The 17,493-nt window shown below is 52.1% G+C and carries 12 protein-coding genes; 5 read left to right on the top strand and 7 right to left on the bottom strand.

All coding sequences use genetic code 11. The annotated features are described in order from the left end of the window. Window positions 1-210: 210 nt before the first annotated feature. The 3 genes from ABD013_RS06820 to ABD013_RS06810 all read right to left on the bottom strand — a co-directional run bounded on the left by ABD013_RS06820 (window position 211) and on the right by ABD013_RS06810 (window position 4,668). Entirely contained in the window at window positions 211-1,581 is a 1,371-nt protein-coding gene (locus tag ABD013_RS06820) for a DUF1329 domain-containing protein (RefSeq protein WP_343804212.1), read from the bottom strand. Between the two features lie 48 nt (window positions 1,582-1,629). Next, a complete protein-coding gene (locus ABD013_RS06815) occupies window positions 1,630-3,237 on the bottom strand; it encodes a DUF1302 domain-containing protein (protein WP_343804209.1) in 1,608 nt (535 codons plus the stop codon). A 123-nt stretch (window positions 3,238-3,360) separates the two neighbouring features. Continuing rightward, a complete protein-coding gene (locus ABD013_RS06810; RefSeq protein ID WP_343804206.1) occupies window positions 3,361-4,668 on the bottom strand; it encodes a spinster family MFS transporter in 1,308 nt (435 codons plus the stop codon). A 489-nt stretch (window positions 4,669-5,157) separates the two neighbouring features. Between ABD013_RS06810 and ABD013_RS06805 the strand changes: the two genes are divergently transcribed. After that, window positions 5,158-6,186, top strand: a complete 1,029-nt coding sequence (locus ABD013_RS06805) for an AraC family transcriptional regulator (protein WP_343804203.1) — start codon at window positions 5,158-5,160, stop codon at window positions 6,184-6,186. Between the two features lie 975 nt (window positions 6,187-7,161). Here the strand turns inward: ABD013_RS06805 and ABD013_RS06800 are convergent. From ABD013_RS06800 to ABD013_RS06785, 4 genes are all read right to left on the bottom strand, one after another. Then, window positions 7,162-8,808 (bottom strand): electron transfer flavoprotein-ubiquinone oxidoreductase, encoded by a 1,647-nt coding sequence (locus tag ABD013_RS06800; protein ID WP_343804200.1) that lies wholly within the window; start codon window positions 8,806-8,808, stop codon window positions 7,162-7,164. A gap of 116 nt (window positions 8,809-8,924) precedes the next feature. Beyond that, a complete protein-coding gene (locus ABD013_RS06795; RefSeq protein ID WP_343804198.1) occupies window positions 8,925-9,854 on the bottom strand; it encodes an electron transfer flavoprotein subunit alpha/FixB family protein in 930 nt (309 codons plus the stop codon). Between the two features lie 12 nt (window positions 9,855-9,866). Then, window positions 9,867-10,616, bottom strand: coding sequence for an electron transfer flavoprotein subunit beta/FixA family protein (locus ABD013_RS06790; protein ID WP_343804196.1), 750 nt, complete (start codon window positions 10,614-10,616; stop codon window positions 9,867-9,869). A 518-nt stretch (window positions 10,617-11,134) separates the two neighbouring features. After that, window positions 11,135-12,265, bottom strand: a complete 1,131-nt coding sequence (locus tag ABD013_RS06785; RefSeq protein WP_343804194.1) for an MBL fold metallo-hydrolase — start codon at window positions 12,263-12,265, stop codon at window positions 11,135-11,137. A gap of 690 nt (window positions 12,266-12,955) precedes the next feature. Here ABD013_RS06785 and ABD013_RS06780 point away from each other — a divergent pair. The 4 genes from ABD013_RS06780 to ABD013_RS06765 all read left to right on the top strand — a co-directional run bounded on the left by ABD013_RS06780 (window position 12,956) and on the right by ABD013_RS06765 (window position 17,490). Next, entirely contained in the window at window positions 12,956-13,633 is a 678-nt protein-coding gene (locus ABD013_RS06780) for a nitroreductase family protein (protein WP_343804191.1), read from the top strand. A 67-nt stretch (window positions 13,634-13,700) separates the two neighbouring features. Beyond that, window positions 13,701-14,882: an acyl-CoA dehydrogenase family protein gene (locus ABD013_RS06775; RefSeq protein ID WP_343804189.1), complete on the top strand. Its 1,182-nt coding sequence runs from the start codon at window positions 13,701-13,703 to the stop codon at window positions 14,880-14,882. A gap of 32 nt (window positions 14,883-14,914) precedes the next feature. Then, window positions 14,915-16,057, top strand: a complete 1,143-nt coding sequence (locus ABD013_RS06770; RefSeq protein WP_343804186.1) for an acyl-CoA dehydrogenase family protein — start codon at window positions 14,915-14,917, stop codon at window positions 16,055-16,057. Beyond that, window positions 16,054-17,490, top strand: a complete 1,437-nt coding sequence (locus ABD013_RS06765) for a hypothetical protein (RefSeq protein WP_343804183.1) — start codon at window positions 16,054-16,056, stop codon at window positions 17,488-17,490. The genes ABD013_RS06770 and ABD013_RS06765 overlap by 4 nt, the downstream gene beginning before the upstream one ends. Window positions 17,491-17,493 lie beyond the last annotated feature (3 nt).

Genomic DNA, 17,493 nt, shown 5'->3' with positions numbered 1-17,493 from the left:
CAAAAACGAAAAGGGGTATAAAAAAGCCATATAAAAGACCCGCCAAGAAATAACGAGGTGAGAATCGCTGCTATACACAGGCGGTCCCACAAGATGTCAAAACCACGCTTGCTTATGTGTCAAAACAGATAGAAACAGCGTTGCATTGCCACGTCGCGTTTAAAAAGCCGGCGGCGAAGGGGAGAGGCCGCCGGCGCTCAGCCTGGTGTATTAACGTCGGCTAATTTTACGAACCTGAGCCGGAGTGAAGTAGCCTTCCCCTTCACCCTCGTAGACCTCGAACGGCTCAACGTCGATGTCAGAGACGTAATAGACACCCGTTTGGAAGTCATGGTAGGTCGGCGCACGCATCGACTGAACCGGCACGTCATAGGCGTTCAGCAGGTGGGCCATATGGCTACGCCACAGCTCACCACGACCATCGTACGCATCTGCCAGAACCACCATCCAGGTGTCTTCGTCTACATAGAAGGTGCGTTTGTCATACACATGACGCTTACCCTCTTTCAACGTCGCCTCAACCACCCAAACACGGTGCAACTCCCAACGCTCAGCCTTAGGATCGATATGATTTGGCGTCAGCAGGCTATAGTCACCGTCCTTAGTCTTAGCGAGTTTGTTCAGGAGACCGTTACTGTTGTAAGGAACATAGATCTCTTTCTTGCCCGCCAGTTTGAAATCGTAGCGCTCAGGCGAGCCGTTATACATAAAGGCATCATCATAGGTAGTGGTACCTGATGTACCTGCATCCGGCGTGTCAAAAGCTACGGTTGGCGCCCGGCGTACACGGCGCTGCCCTGGAATGTACTGCCACGCTTGACGGGGTGTCTCAGACTGATTGATGGGGTCCTTGACCAGTAGCGTTTCACCCTTACGCCGCACCGGCGCGGTATAGATATTGAGAAATTCAAGAACAGTGCCGTTGTAGTCGGGGTCGTAATTATCTTTCTGGTGGGTACGGTAGGTTTCCCAACCTTCACCACCACCGACGATGCGTTCCCCGTTTGGATAGGTAAGTACGGAACTGTAGATACGATGAATGCCTTCACCTCGCCAGCGAACGTGATGGTTCCAGATCACCTCCAGACCGTTTTGAGGGATCGGAAACGGGTATCCACCATGAGACTTCATAATACCGTTGCCATCAGGCGTCAACTCGCCGGTCAAGGCGTTTTCGGCGGTATTGTCATACACCCATTGAGGCGCCGCTGCGGTGCGATGGGTCTGGTAGATATTCATCTGGAACGTATCGGGATATTTAGTGAACATCATTTTCTGACCATCAGTCAGCTGGTCCGAATAATCCTGATAGTTACTTGCAGTGATGGTAAACAAGGGTTTTTCATCAGCAAACGGGTCAACACGAAAACCACCTGCCTTATGTCCCTTCGGCGCAGCGGTCATGCCGCCGGTCCATTCGGGAATAGAGCCATCGGCGTTGCCCGCGCGTTCAGCACCTACCGGCGTCAATTCGTTTCTCAGTTTGGCCGCTTCTTCGGCGCTGACCTTAGCCAAGGCACTACCGGCACCCAGAGTCATTGCTGTTACCGACAAAGCCAGAATCGTTTTTTTGATTGTCATTATTTTTATCCTCAACTAATCCTACTAAGAAATTCGCGAATACACGCCTTAGAAACGGTACTTGTAGTAGGCAGAAACATAATCACGGTCAGCATTGAGGTGAGCGAGACCCAAGCTATCTTTTTCCTCGACGATATCGTCAACATCGCTCAGATAGTTGACGTAGCTGACACCGAAGGAATGACCACCTGCGTATCTAAAGTCTGCCTTCAGGGCAAGCTGTTCAAAGTCTTCGGTAAACGTGAACGGAATAGACGAACGCCCGTTAAAGTCATTGCGATATGTAGCGGTCCAAGACATATCCAGCCCCGGGGCAACACCAAAGTAGCTAAACTTGGCACGGAGAACGGCCGAAGACGCACTGCGATCATTCGCAACCGCAGACGCAACGTCGCCAACGTTAACGCCGGCGGCTGCGGCCGTCGCATCATCATCAATAGACAACACCCGGTTATGAGCAAACTCCCCATATAAGGTAATGCTGTCTGCCAGTGCTGAACTTGGGAATAGGTGAATAAACGAGACCTGCGCCTGAGCCGTTTTAGCTCTTGCGAAGTAAAAGGCGCCCGGAATATTAAGCTGGACTGCTTTGCCATCCTGATAGCTGATCTCGGCACCAACATTGGTGTCGCCGATCACCATGCCTGCGCTCACACCAATCAGGTCGATATCTTCGAAATACTGATTGGTCACTTGCGGACCTAGCAACGGTGGGAGTAGCTGAATCGCCGGCAGAAAGTCGTTGTAACGCAGATAATGGAAGCCAAACTCGGTGTCATTCAGATTCTCGGCGGTATACCGCAACGCCACGCCCCATTGCCCGTCGCTCGGCTTATCTACGCGCACCGGGAGGCCAATATCGGTGTTATCACCTGCAACCCCCTGACCTAACGCATCGAGCACGCTGAAATAGGCGCCGGGCGCATCAATGCGGCTTTCTTCCCACTCCCACTGATAGTAGGCTCCCATGGCCAAAGAGTCTGACAGATCCACTTCGCCGTACACCTGACCGACGGGCATAAAGATATCTTTAAGATCGACACCCGGTGCACTCGCCTTAGTTGCATCCACAGGGCTCTGGGCACTGGAGATCCCCCCCCCGATAAACAGACTCTCACCCCAGCTAACCACCTGACGACCCGCTCGCAGGCTCAGACTGCGCTCGCCCATATCGAACATGTTGTAGACGAAGGCGTCCAGAATCTCGACTTCAGACTTATGCTTATCCAGTCCATCTCGCTGGAATTCCGCTTTCGCCAGGTCCTTATCACTGTAAACGTCGTCGTACCAGCCACGGGCCCGGAAAAACGCACCGCCGTCACCGTACTGAATATCCAGGTCGGTATTGAAATTGACGGCATTTTTGATCAGGTCGTGCTTGTCAAAGTTGCGGTTGCCGTCATCAGTTACGGCAGCCACGACAGGGTTACCACCAGCAGCCAGAACGGTTGCGTCCTGCTCTTTCAGGCGCATACCCGCTTCATAGCTCAGTGTCGTATCCAGGTCGATAACAACGCCGTTATCAAGTTGCCAGCTAAGCGCCTGCGCCTGCGTTGCCGCAAGCAGTAGAGACCCCGCAATCACACGACTTACGGCTGTGCTTAACGATGACTTCCGATGGGGGAAATCATTCCCAGGCTTATTTCTGTAGGTCATAGTCAGAACCTTTTTGTGTAATTATTTTTATTCACTTACCCGAACTGATTTTTTTAAAAGTGATGCGAGTCGGGCAAACGCACCGCTTGTAATTTCTTGTCTGTAGTCCAGCCTTTCACCGAGTTACCTTGACTCAGCGCGCTTGATATCATCGATAAGCGTTCGCGATCCCAGAAGACAATGAGCAACCACCCACAGAGCAATCGGACACAGCGCAAGCAACGCATAACGCAGTGACTCGTCGCCAGACCATGACTGCAAGACATCACTAAGAACACCGACAAATACAGGACCAAGCCCGATACCAATCAGAGCACCAAAAAAGAACAGAACCGCTGAGGAAACCGCCCGCATCCGTAAAGGAGCCAAGCGCTGTGCCAAAGCAATTACCGCGGGGGTCACAAATGCCATCAGACACCCCGGAGCTGCGAAGCAAGCGATGGCAACCGTTGCCGAGTCAGTCATAAAAATCGTGACCATGGGTGGCATAAGCACCAAGATCACTAAAGCCAGTATCCAAAGCGACCAACGCAAGTCTTTGCGGGTCAAGTGATCAATGATCCAGCCTGATGCCAATGAACCGGCGACCCCCGATACGAACAACACCCCTCCCAGCATCATGCCGATCTGTTTGGTGTCCATGGCGAAGGTACGAACAAGATAGGTTGGCATCCAGGTAAACATGCCGTAGGCAATAAAGGAGGCTAAGGCAAAGAGCACGACCGTATGGCGGTAGCTCTTTTGCTGCCATAGAAAGGCAAACACCTCTTTCACCTTAGCGGTTTCGACAGTGGTAACCGAATTGTTACTTTCTGAAGCACCACGCACAGGCTCTTCAACGGTCAACCACACGACCAACGCCAGCAAAAGACCAGGAACGCCCAGAACATAAAAAGCAGCTCTCCAACCGTATTGTTCAGAGACGGCACCTCCAACAACGAAACCGATCAGAATGCCGAAAAAAGCGCCCGCGTTAAGAACACCCATCGCAATATTTCTACGATGGGGAGGAAAATAGTCTGACAATATGGAGTGCGTAGGTGGGCTCGTTCCAGCCTCCCCTACACCAACACCCATACGCGCGAAAAGCATCTGCATGAAGTTGCCGGCAAAGCCACAAACTACAGTCATCAGACTGAACAGCCCCAGCGCGCCCGCAATAATATTGCGACGGTTTGAGCGGTCCGCCATAAACGCAATCGGGATGCCAAGAACAGCGTAGAAGATTCCGAATGCCACACCAGACAGCAGTCCAAGTTGGGTATCTGACAGTGCCAATTCGGCTTGAATATGAGGGAGCAGGATAGCGAAGATATTGCGGTCGGCAACGCTCGCCATATAGACCAGTGTCAATAATATCAGTACATACCAGCGCTTCAGGTTTGCACTTGTTTCAGCCGGATTCTTTGCCACATTCTGGGCCATTTCCATAAGTACGCCTCTATTATTTTTATGTGCGCATATAAAGCTTCGCGCCTTAGGGTTTGGGACGATGACTGTTCCCTATCCATAAGAGCTCTGCTTTTGACGGAATTTATTCTCACGCAAAAAAAATGACGCGGCATACCATTAGACGCCATAGTGAATACCATTAGGCGACAAAAATAATGACATTGAACATCAACCCACTGAGACTTCCTGGCTTTCCCTCTAACGAAAAATCAGCAGGCAGATTAAGGTATGTCCTTCAAATAAAGAGAGATTTTTTATCTATAATGCGCCTATTTAGCGCGATTGAAATGCCGACTCCTAGATCAGGACTAGCCCCAAAAAAACGGTAATCAGGAGGAGGAAGGTGAATCTATTGGATCTGTGCATTCAGCCACCAGGCGAGCCAATACCTATTGCCCACTGAGTAACCTTTAGTGACAATGTTCATCTCGTTATACGCCATTCGTCGCGCATTTCTTGGAGTCCGTCATGACGACAACAGAACCGACAAAGGCCCCTTTGCTAATTGACAGTCAATATTTGCTCGGCACTCTGGAAGCGGCGCAAGAGCTCGAAATCGACATTGGTGAGGTGCTTGACCAGTGCGGTATCCCCAAACGGTTGCTCATTGAACCTGAAGGCTTTCTGTCCTTCACTAAGGTCGCTCGTTTTTTGGACAAGGTCGCGAAGGAGTTTGATTGTCCACAATTTGGTTTTCTGGTCGGCAAACACCAACCTCCATTCAGTCTGGGTCTCCTGTCGCAAGTCATTAAGCTATCGCCCAACCTAGGCAGTGCGCTTAGTTGCATCGACAAATATATTCCACTCTATTCACAGGCGGCGACTTGGGGTTTGCAAACACTAGATGGCAAGGTTGCGCTAACTCGGCGGGACCGCGCAGGGCGTAAGGAGAGTGGCGTACAGTCACGCAACCTCACAATGGTTCAAGCGTTCAAGGCGTTCAAGGTACTCTGTGGACCCCAGTGGACACCGAGCGCAATATATTTCGCTCACAGACCACTAGGCAATACACTGACATACGAACGTTATTTCAACGCTCCGGTTTATTTTGACCGGGAATATGACGCCATCGTGTTTCCAGAGGAAGACCTGAAGCACCCCATCGCGACAGCTGATGCCGTTTTGCTGGAGATCGTCCAATCCCATTTGTCTTCACTGTTGGGCGGGTACAAGCCTAACGACGATATCGTTACGAAGGTGCGTTACCATATTCGTTGCCGCCTCGGCACTCGCACTTGCAACTTGGAAAGTATCTCGCAGCTTTTGGCAGTGAGTCCAAGGTCGCTTCAACGCATGCTGGCCAAGCATCAATTCACATTCAAATCTCTGCTGACCTCCGTGCGCCAAGAAGTGGCTATCGAATATCTACGAGACTCTCATATTTCCCTGATCGACCTTGCTGAAATGCTTGGGTATCAAAACGTTAGCGCTTTTTCACGTGCTTTCAAAAATAATGTCGGAATGGCACCAGACCATTGGCGTAAAACTCAAAGCTAGAAATAGCCTACTGCCCCCCTGTAAGCCGAACTAGTCGCTCTCTCTTTTATAATGATTCGAACATTGGTTTTGCCACTACTACCTTAATTGAGAGAGCGCCTGCTGCCAAACGGAGGATCCTCGCGCACAAGATCTAATGAAAAGTCATCTAAATTTTTACCGACATCAGGAATTGTGAGTCAAAAAAACCGCTTTGAATTACGACATTTTGGTCATCTACGTTCAAATTTTTGTGTAACCTTTGCTTAGATAAGAATTGATTTTAAATTCTATCCGCTAATTTACACTGGTGATGGGTAGGATCTTATTTATAGTTATAAATCTCTATGAAAATCTGCAAGATTGCAATTGATCCCCCCCCTTAACGGGTGTGCCGGACCAGTCCGGTCGCTAGCACCACCTCTTCCCTCCTTGAATATAAATAGAATGAATTTTGAAAATCAAAGGCTTTATAAAGCAAACGAGATCGCGAGGAGGCCGCATTTTTGCGGCCTGAATGCTACCTCGGTCCATATCCGGACCGCCGCCTGTGCAGTGTCTGTGCGTCGTGACATCCAACAGTAACCACCAAAAGACAACGCTATCCATTATCAGTGCTTAATCGCTATACCATTCATGGAAAGTAAAGCCGGCGCTGTGACACCAAAGTCTTTCTACCAAGTTCATGGTCTAGAGCCTCTACCAATGGGCGACATCCGATCCTTTAGTTTACGGGTAACATGGCTATTGGTTAGAAGTAACGGTGCGCGGTAAATTCAACGTATTTCAGCTACCCCACTCCTCTTAAAAGCCACCTACTCCAATTGGTATGGAACGGACGTTCATTATGAGCAACCACAGATAAGCTGTGTTGACATAAGCGCTCGATTAAAGGCTCTGCCAAATGGCATTTAGATGAATAACGCCTGACAGCACTCCACTTAAACAACAATCATAATCAGACAGTTACAATACAAAACACGACGCTCATCCTACTTACATGTTTGGATAGTTCGGGCCACCACCACCCTCTGGTGTAACCCATGTAATGTTCTGCACCGGGTCCTTGATATCGCAGGTCTTGCAGTGCAGGCAGTTCTGGCCATTGATCTGGAACCGCTGGCCACCTTCGTCCTCGACGATCTCGTACACGCCCGCGGGACAATAGCGTTGCGCCGGTTCGGCAAACAGCTGCAGATTCTGCTTCAGCGGGATCTCGGCATCCGCCAGCCGCAGGTGGCAGGGCTGATCTTCCTCGTGGTTGGTGTTGGACAGGAACACCGAGGACAGCTTGTCGAAGCTGAGCTTGCCATCCGGCTTGGGGTACTTGATCGGTTCATAACGATCCGCCGGTGCCAGCTGGGCATGATCCGGGTGATTGTCGTGCAGGGTCACCGGGATGCGACCGCCGAACCAGTTCTGGTCAATGTAGTTGAACGCGCCGCCCAGGAGCTGGCCGAACTTGTGCATCGCCGGGCCGAAGTTGCGCGATCGGTACAGCTCGTCGAACAGCCAGGAAGCTTTGTAGGCATCCGTAAAGCCACTCAGATCCTTACCACCCTCGTCACCCTTGCTCAGCGCGTCGAAGATCGCCTCGGCCGCCAGCATGCCGGACTTCATCGCGGTATGGGTGCCCTTGATCTTGCTGAAGTTCAGCGTACCGGCATCACAGCCGACCAGCAGGCCGCCCGGGAAGGTCATCTTCGGCAGTGAGTTGTACCCCCCCTTGGCGATGGCACGGGCACCATAGGAGACACGCTTGCCGCCGTCCAGATGACGCTTGAGCACCGGATGATGCTTCAGACGCTGGAATTCGTCGAACGGGCTCAGCCAGGGGTTCTGGTAGTTCAGGTCGACGATCAGCCCCACCACCACCTGGTTGTTGTCGGTATGGTAGAGGAAGAAGCCACCGCTGGTTTCCTTGTCCAGCGGCCAGCCGGAGCCATGTACCACCAAGCCTGAGTTATGCTGCTCGGCCGGGATATCCCAGAGCTCCTTGATGCCCAGACCATAGTGCTGGGTATCGGTACTTTTGTACAAACTGTACTTTCTGATCAGTTGCTTGCCCAGATGACCACGGCAGCCTTCGGAGAAGACGGTGTATTTGGCATGCAACTCCATGCCCGGCATGTAGTTGGGGCCCTGCTCGCCCTCGGCGGTCACGCCCATGTCGCCGGTGGCGACACCCTTGACGCTGCCATCGTCATTGAACAACACTTCCGCGGCCGCAAAGCCCGGAAACACCTCAACGCCCAGGGCTTCAGCCTGCTCCGCCAGCCAGCGACACAGGCTGCCCAGGCTGACGATGTAGTTACCCCGGTTGTGCATGGTCTTGGGCACGAAGGCGTTGGGAATCTTGGTGCCAGCTTCAGCATTTCTGAGCAGGTAAACCTCGTCTTCAGTAACCGCCGTGTTCAGTGGCGCACCCTGCTCTTTCCAGTTTGGAAAGAGTTCATCCAATGCCCGCGTTTCCAAAACAGCACCCGACAGGATATGGGCACCGACTTCGGAGCCTTTCTCCACCACACAGACCGTCAATTCCTGTTCGTTTTCCTGAGCCTGCTGCATCAAACGGCAGGCGGTAGACAGGCCCGCCGGGCCGGCCCCAACGATGACCACATCAAATTCCATCGATTCACGCATAACGTAGCTCTCCAAGCGCATTGCACCAACGTTCGGCTTGTCGCAAAAATGGGAAAAAAGCCCTGAACTCTGGATAAGAACAGGGCAAACAGGGAAGCAACTGGCAGATTCAAACATTAAAGCTTGGATTGCAGCTCGGGTACGGCTTCAAACAGATCCGCTACCAGACCGTAATCCGCGACCTGGAAGATGGGCGCTTCATCGTCCTTGTTGATCGCCACAATCACCTTGGACTCTTTCATGCCCGCCAAGTGCTGGATCGCACCGGAGATACCCACGGCGATGTACAGTTCAGGTGCCACGATCTTGCCGGTCTGACCAACCTGCATGTCGTTGGGCACAAAGCCGGCATCAACGGCGGCACGAGAAGCCCCCACGGCGGCGCCCAGCTTGTCGGCCAGTGTTTCCAGAATGGCGAAGTTCTCGCCGTTACCCATGCCGCGACCACCGGAGACCACGACTTTTGCAGCAGTCAGTTCCGGACGGTCGGACTGGGCGACTTCTTCACCGACAAAGGCGGAGGTACCGGCATCATGGACAGCGGCGACCGCTTCCACGCTGGCGGCACCACCGGTTTCAGCCGCGGCGTCAAACGCAGTACCACGCACGGTGATCACCTTGATCGGGTCCAGCGACTCGACGGTGGCGATCGCGTTACCGGCGTAGATCGGACGCTGAAAGGTGTTCTCGAACTCGACCGCGATGATGTCGGACAGCTGTGCCACATCCAGCAGTGCCGCGACACGCGGCATCACGTTCTTGCCGCTGGTAGTGGCTGGCGCCACCACGTGGCTGTAGTCTTTGCCCAGTTCGGCAATCAGCGTGGACAGGTTTTCCGCCAGCTGGTGGCCGTACGCCGCGTTGTCCGCTACCAGCACCTTGTTGACGCCGGCGACCTGTGCCGCGGCTTCAGCGACAGCACCGCAGCCCTCACCCGCCACCAACAGGTGCAGCTCGCTGCCCATGCGGGAAGCCGCGGTTACGGCGTTCAGTGTGGCACCCTTCAGGGTGCTGTTGTCATGTTCTGCAATTACCAGAATAGCCATCAGATCCCCCCTTTATACGACTTTGGCTTCGTTTTTCAATTTGTCGACCAGCTCATCCACGCTGCTGACGCGGATACCGGCCTGGCGCTCGGCCGGCGGGGTCACTTTCAGCAGGCGGGTGTGCGCCTTCAGCTCGACACCCAGGTCAGCCGGGGTTTTCACGTTTAGCGGCTTCTTCTTCGCTTTCATGATGTTGGGCAGCGAGGCGTAGCGCGGCTCGTTCAGGCGCAGGTCGGTGGTCACGATCGCTGGCAGGTTCAGGGCCAGGGTCTGCAGGCCGCCGTCCACTTCACGGGTCACGTTGACCTTGCCCGCTTCAACCTTCACTTCAGAGGCAAAAGTACCCTGCGGCATATCCAGCAGTGCGCCCAGCATCTGGCCGGTCTGGTTGTTGTCGGCGTCGATGGACTGCTTGCCCAGGATGACCAGTTCCGGCTTCTCGTCCTCGACCACCTTGGCCAGCAGCTTGGCTATGGTCAGGGATTCCGGCATCTCGTCAGTCTCGATTTGGATGCCTCGATCGGCGCCCAGCGCCAGGGCGGTACGGATCTGCTCCTGGCAGGCCTTGGGACCGATGGACACGACAACCACTTCAGAGGCCTTGCCGGCTTCCTTCAGGCTTACGGCCTCTTCCACAGCGATCTCACAGAAGGGGTTCAGGGCCATTTTGATGTTGGCCAGATCCACGTCGGTGTGGTCCGGCTTCACGCGCACCTTGACGTTGTAGTCGATCACGCGTTTTACGGCGACGAGTACTTTCATTTTTATATACCTGGTTGGTCTGGTTATCAGTTGGATTATCCGCGATAACCTGTTTGATACTGTTATTTGAAAAAAATTATATAGCTTTCCATCATTGGCAATATAAATGGAATTTTTTTCACAACATCGAAAGTGGTTAACCCACTGTTTTTATAATCTATCAGGACGCATGACGATCAACCATTATATGTATTCAATAAAAACTATGCTTAATTTTTATAGCTGAAAGCATTTACGCTACTCCACCACCCATCTGCACATTTTCTGTAAGTGGAGGTTACTTATCCCAAGGTTCGTTGGTGCACCTTCCTGTACACAGAAGCTAGCCACTAACTCCAGGCTTCTTTACCCAGCTGGGGATTACGGTGCGGGCACTCAACCCGGAGAGAAAACCGATACTGAATCCTTGCTATCTAGCAAGTAAACATCTGTATTATCAGAAATAAAAACGGCAAAAGGTGGCTCTAAAACCTTTAGAGGCGACGGGCTGTCCCACCCATGAAGAGATGCAGCACCTGCTATTTTGCCTGATACCAGCTTATGCCTTCCTCATCGACAGACTGGCTGATACGTCCAAGAGCAAGTAGGTAATTAAGGCAGGCAACCGCTTCACCAGTCGCCAGTGAATAAACATGCGTGATGTCCTCAGATAGGGTTCGGTTAAACAGCGCCGGGAAGACGTCCACAACCTTTTTAGGAACAGCTAGCAATTCATGCAACGCATCAAAGGATCGCTCCTGTTCCTCCAGCAATGTATCGATACGGGTATGTAAACCTCTGAAACACTCCCCATGTGCAGGGAGCACTAAGACGTCTTCGGGCACGTTGGCCTTAAGCATTTGCAGCGAATTAATCCAATCGGCCATGGGGTTGGCGGTTGGCTCCATTGCGCTTACCGAAACATTAGACGATATACGCGGCAACACCTGGTCACCGGATATCAGCAGCTTCCTGTCCTTACAATAGAAGCAGGCATGTTCCGGTGAATGCCCCCGACCGACGATCACGCGCCACTCGTAACCGCCGATGCGGTGGATCTGGCCGTCTTCAAGACGACGATAGCTATCGGGCAACGAAACAATACGGCTGCCATAATGGGCCTGATATTTTTCAATTCCACCCGGAGACCATCCTGCCTGTGAAAAAAAACGCGCAATAGCTAACGGCATATCTTGGCTTAGCGACTGGGGGCTCAGCGCTCGGCAGGTCAGGTATTCCAGCCGGGTCATCCAGAACTGTGCGCCCCAGCGCGCAACGAGCTGACCGGCCTGCCCAACATGGTCTGGGTGCATGTGAGTCACCATAACCCGGGACAAACCGGCGCCATCGCCAAGTACATCGACAAGTCCCGCCAGCAGCTGCTCGGCCTCCGCTCCTCTCATGCCTGTATCAACAACGGCGAGCCCCTCATCTCCTTCCAACAGCCAGACGTTGATGTGATTAGGTTTGAACGGGAGGGGCAAGCGAGACCAATACACCCCGGGAGCAACTTCAACAGCCTCGCCATATCCGGGTGTTTCAGCAAAAGGATATGTCAGGTTTACCAAATTCATAATGCTCATCATCTCCTTATCGAATTCGTATAGCCCAGCCAAGCTCCGCATACTCGGTTCACTTTGATTCGCTCGCTCCATCACCTTTTGCGTCATCGCTATCACCAGTACATCAACCACACGCCCATCAACCTTGAGAGCTTCTATAGAAGTTCTCGGTGGTTAGAAAGCCCATCGCCCTCGACCCGGCTAGCCGAATACCAGGCTAGCCGTGCAAAACGAAACAGATATTGATCGCAATAAATTACGCGAGGATATAGACATAGGGCTCTCTATTTTTCTTATTGCCTTTTACCACGAAAAAGCCCGCACCTATGAGAATAATTTAAATATTATTTCCAATAAAACAAATCCAACCAAAAAAAAATAATCCAATCAAACATCCCAGTCAACGAATTCACTCACTCCAATATAGACCTATATTTTATAGATTCCATTCATTTTTTTTATTGATGAACCAGCGATAGTCAGATAATTGACCGAATATTTTCAAAACTTAAAAAAGCAATAAAGAAAAACTTATAAAGCTCTCCCAAATAGATCATCCAAAGCTGTACAGAAGAAAAAATACATAACCCCCTCAAAAAGCTATAAAAATCAAGCATGGATAATATAAAAAACATGCCTTTCCATTTTAGCTTTTCGAATGATATTGTTGGCCACTTCCAAGCAAATTTAATATATAACATTCCCTGCTTTAAAAGCGTGGAATATTACGAAGACAACTGAAATTAGCCACTCAAGGCTAGTGAGTTCAAGATCCGGAAATATGCTCTGGAGTTAGATATGAATACGGCCTCTTTATCGCTGATTGACGCTGTCACCTCAAGACGCTCAATCAGAGGATTCCTTCCGGACCCAATTCCGAGAGAAACTCTCATAAAGATATTTGAAATCGCCCAGCAGGCGCCATCAAATTGCAACACCCAGCCCTGGAAGTCTTTTGTTGCGTCCGGCGCGACGAAAGATCGCCTGCGCACAAAATTCTTGGCGCGCCTGAGCCAAAACACGCCCGACACCCCTGACTTCGCCTATGTCAGCCGATTCCAAGGCGAATATCGCCAACGCCAGGTAGCCTGTGCCATGGCTCTTTATAACGAAATGGGTATCGCACGAGACGACAAGGAGGGGCGTCTACGGGCTATGCAACGTAATTACGAATTTTTTGATGCCCCTCATATTGTGTTTATCGGCATGGACCGACACTTCGGCCCCAGTATCGCAATGGATATCGGCATTTATGCTCAGACACTCATGCTGACCATGCATGCCCATGGCGTCAGCAGCTGTGCCATGGGCAGTATGCGCAGTTACCCGGATCTGGTTAGGGACGCCTTCGATATCGATGACGACACAGGCATTCTTCTAGGTATCAGTTTCGGCTATGAAGATCCTGATGTCGCCGCCAACCGCACACGTACAAGTCGCGAGCCAGTAGCTAACGCAGTGAACTTCTGCGATTAGCCATCATGCCCAGCAAGTGAATACCGTAGCGTGATAATACGAAACATACCACTGGAGTAAATTAAGCATGGATACTCACCTTTCGGCGGACGACTTGAAATTCCGCGACGACGTTCGACTTTTTTTTACCAAGGCATCACCAGAGCGTGCTCAACAGCTGCTCAAAAACCCCAGCACCTTTAAACAAGGCACCCTCGATTGGCAGAAGCAATTGTATGAACAGGGCTGGGTGGCTCCCTTCTGGCCAACACAATATGGCGGAGCGGGCTGGAGCGTTACCCAGTCCTATATTTATGAACGTGAACGCGTTGCCGCCAATGCTCCGGATGTCTTGCCCTTTGGCCTAAAGATGGTAGGGCCGGTCATCTACACCTATGGCAACGAAGAGCAAAAGCAACGCTTCCTGCCTGGCATTCTTACTGGCGAAACCTGGTGGTGTCAGGGATATTCCGAAGCCGGTTCAGGGTCGGATTTGGCCTCCTTGAAAACCAGTGCGAGCAAGGATGGCGACGACTATCTCGTGAATGGCACCAAGATCTGGACCACACATGCTCAGCATGCCGACTGGATCTTCTGTCTTGTTCGTACCGATCAGTCCGGCAAGCCTCAAAACGGCATCAGTTTCCTGCTGATCGACATGAAAACCCCCGGTATTACGGTCTCTCCCATACATAGTATTAACGGTGTGCACTCCCTCAATGAGGTGCATTTCGATAATGTCCGTGTCCCTCAGGCCAACCGCATAGGGGAAGAAGGCAAAGGCTGGACCTATGCCAAGTCCCTGCTGGCCCATGAACGCACAGCGATTGCGCGGGTAGCCGACTCCATGAGGCGACTCGAAAAACTGCGACAGCTGGCTAGCAGGGAAACTCAGGGGAGGAGCGTCATGATCGATGATCCGGTATTCCACGCCCGTTTTACCAATATCGAAGTGGAGCTGATGGCCCTGGAATATATGGAGTTGCGGGTACTTGCTGCGGTAGCCAATAACCAGAACCCTGGGGCGGAATCTTCCCTGATGAAAATAAAGGGATCAGAAATTCAACAGAGCCTCCATGAACTGACTATTGAGCTTGCCGGTGTATACGGTGCGATGGAGACCACAGAATCGGCCACTGCGGCGGATATCGGACATGATTTTGGCAACCAAGCCCGCCAAGACTTCATGTATGGCCGGGCTGCAACCATTTACGGTGGCTCCAACGAAATCCAGAAAAACATCATCGCCAAGCATATTCTCGGGCTTTGAGTGACATATTTATCTAACAGGAAGGATTGCTAATGAACTTCTCTCTGACCGAAGAGCAGCAAATGCTTCAGGATAGCGCGGCCAGGTTTATCGGCCAGAACTACAGTTTTGAGCGACGCCAAAAGGATACCAGCCTGGCACAGGGGTTCGATCCCGAGCTTTGGCGGCAAATCGCCGAACTGGGCTGGCTTTCGGTGCCCTTCAGCCAGCAAAACGGTGGTTTCGACGGCGACGCCACCGACCTGATGGTACTGATGGAACAATTTGGCAAAGGGTTGGTTGCACTCCCCTACCTGCCAACAATACTCCTTTTTGGCCGCCTGCTGGATCTTGCCGGTATCAACACTTCCTACTCGAAACTGCTCGGCCAGGTGATTGAGGGGAACATACAGGGAAGCCTAGCATTCATGGAACGCCAAGCACGTTACCAGCTGTCCGACGTAAAAACAGAGGCCGTGCGTAGCGAGCAGAGCTTTGTTATTACGGGCGAGAAAGCCCTGGTATTAAATGGCCCCAACTGCGACAAGCTGATCGTATCCGCTCGAACATCCGGCGGTCAGTATGATGAAGAAGGCATCAGTCTGTTTCTGGTCGATGCAAACGCCAGTGGGCTTTCCCGTACTGACTACCGCTTGATGGATGGCCAGACAGTAGCAAATTTTTACTTTGATCAGGTGAAAGTTCCCACGGAACAGCTGATCGGGCAAGAAGGTAAAGGCCTGATGCTGTTGAAAAGAGTCATCGACCAGGCCTTGCTAGGGACATGTGCCGAGGCCTTAGGGCTGATGCACCGACTGACGGACACCACTATTGAATACTCCAAGGTGCGCAAACAGTTCGGGGTTACCATCGGCTCCTTCCAGGCACTCCAGCACAGGATGGTGGACATGTTCACTGCCTGTGAGCAAACCCGCTCTCTGCTGTTTCGAGCAGTATGCTCCGCCGCCAGTATGGAAACGAATGAACATCAGAAAAACCTGCACGCCTTGAAAGTCTTAACCGGTCGCAATGGCAAGGCGGTCGGCAACGAGGCGATACAGCTTCACGGCGGCATGGGCCTAACCGACGAACTGGATGTCGGGCACGGCGTGAAGCGGCTCATGGTGATAAATTCACTGTTTGGGGATGCGGACTTCCACCAGCAGAAAATGGTAATCAGGTCGCTTGAGGCATGAACACCCAAGTCTTGACCAACACGATTGAACAACCAAAGGCAGAGACGAGCCGAAACCTGGCAACCCTCTGTTTGCTTGTGACCAGCAGCTGTGCCATTGCCAGAGAGCTATCCTCTCCCCCTTGGCTCAGCTTCCTCGCCGGTGGTGCATTGCTGTGTTTTTTCCTATTACAGTGGCAACGTATAGCCCGCGCCTACCGCTTATTCGCTATCGTTGTATTCAGTCTTGCCGCGGGCCTCTGGTTCAGTGGCAGACTCGACACACCGGTCCTGGTTGCAGGCCTGGACCGGGCGGCCTTTTTCACCCTATTTCTGACATCACTTGCCGTTATACGGGAATCAGCAAGCTCCTCTTCCCTGGTACACCGCTGTGGCAGAGTCCTGGTCCATCAACCCCCTGGTCGCCGCTATCTATTAATGTCTTTCGGTTCTCACCTGTTTAGCGTCATGCTTAACATTGGCGCGCTGAACGTTTTAGGCACGATGGTTCAGCGTGCCATTCGGCCCATAAATGACCCTGAAAGTCGCCGTATTGGGGCTATTCGCAACAAACGCATGCTATTGGGTGTAATGCGGGGGTTTTGTGGCGTCCCGCTCTGGGCCCCCACCTCCGTTACCATGCTGCTGGTGCTATCCGGTATCCCTGATCTGAGCTGGGAACAATATGCCCCTCTCGGCCTGCTATGGACCCTTTTGTTCGTTCTGCTGGGGGCTCTGCTCGACCGCCTTGCCTACCCGAAACCTCAAGCCACAGTTAATAACCCAGGAGGCCTGAGTGAACTGACTCCCCTGCTCCCCCTGATTGCCCTCGTAGCACTGATTCCGAGCCTGGCCTATCTGCTTGCTAGGCTTAGTGGGCTGCGGCTGTTCTCCAGCCTGCTTATGTGTGCTCCGTTGATAGGCCTGATGTGGATCTGGGTGCAATATCGAAGTAAAGCCTTCAACATCAGAACCCGCCTGCTTCTGCGCCGGTTGCAGCGCTCGTTTCCTGAGACATTCACCAACCAACGCAATGAAGTAGCGTTGTTTAGCTCGTCCGGCTTAATCGGTGTCATCCTGATCCCAATGGTCGACCCGACAACTACTAGCGAGCTCCTTGCACGAGCTGATATTGGCAACGCGGCGCTGATGATTGGGCTATCGATGAGCATGATCGCGTTTTCCTTCATTGGTATTAACGCAATCATAACGGTAACCCTTTTTCTCGGCACCCTACAGCAGCTGCCAGATCTCACGATATCACCTCTGGTTCAAGCATCAGTGATCTCCATTACTTGGGCGGTTTTTGCTGGCGTCTCGCCCTTTACCGCTTCGTTGCGGCTTATCTCCCAATTTTCCCCAGTTTCTCCTATACGTTTCGGCCTACAGTGGAACAGCTTTTTTAGCGTCAGCGTGCTGGCCATTATGTATACAGTCCTTTGTCTGGTCCTTTAACCC

It is taken from the genome of Marinobacterium maritimum, from assembly GCF_039523155.1.
GTDB classification, from domain to species: Bacteria; Pseudomonadota; Gammaproteobacteria; order Pseudomonadales; family Balneatricaceae; genus Marinobacterium; species Marinobacterium maritimum.
The sequence above is the reverse complement of the archived record's forward strand: the minus strand, read 5'-3'. Positions and strand labels throughout refer to the sequence as shown.

Coding starts and splice junctions, on each gene's coding strand:
- ABD013_RS06820 (WP_343804212.1), bottom strand. CDS start 1,581: ATGACAATCAAAAAAACGATTCTGGCTTTGTCGGTAACAGCAATGACT.
- ABD013_RS06815 (WP_343804209.1), bottom strand. CDS start 3,237: ATGACCTACAGAAATAAGCCTGGGAATGATTTCCCCCATCGGAAGTCA.
- ABD013_RS06810 (WP_343804206.1), bottom strand. CDS start 4,668: ATGGAAATGGCCCAGAATGTGGCAAAGAATCCGGCTGAAACAAGTGCA.
- ABD013_RS06805 (WP_343804203.1), top strand. CDS start 5,158: ATGACGACAACAGAACCGACAAAGGCCCCTTTGCTAATTGACAGTCAA.
- ABD013_RS06800 (WP_343804200.1), bottom strand. CDS start 8,808: ATGCGTGAATCGATGGAATTTGATGTGGTCATCGTTGGGGCCGGCCCG.
- ABD013_RS06795 (WP_343804198.1), bottom strand. CDS start 9,854: ATGGCTATTCTGGTAATTGCAGAACATGACAACAGCACCCTGAAGGGT.
- ABD013_RS06790 (WP_343804196.1), bottom strand. CDS start 10,616: ATGAAAGTACTCGTCGCCGTAAAACGCGTGATCGACTACAACGTCAAG.
- ABD013_RS06785 (WP_343804194.1), bottom strand. CDS start 12,265: ATGACGCAAAAGGTGATGGAGCGAGCGAATCAAAGTGAACCGAGTATG.
- ABD013_RS06780 (WP_343804191.1), top strand. CDS start 12,956: ATGAATACGGCCTCTTTATCGCTGATTGACGCTGTCACCTCAAGACGC.
- ABD013_RS06775 (WP_343804189.1), top strand. CDS start 13,701: ATGGATACTCACCTTTCGGCGGACGACTTGAAATTCCGCGACGACGTT.
- ABD013_RS06770 (WP_343804186.1), top strand. CDS start 14,915: ATGAACTTCTCTCTGACCGAAGAGCAGCAAATGCTTCAGGATAGCGCG.
- ABD013_RS06765 (WP_343804183.1), top strand. CDS start 16,054: ATGAACACCCAAGTCTTGACCAACACGATTGAACAACCAAAGGCAGAG.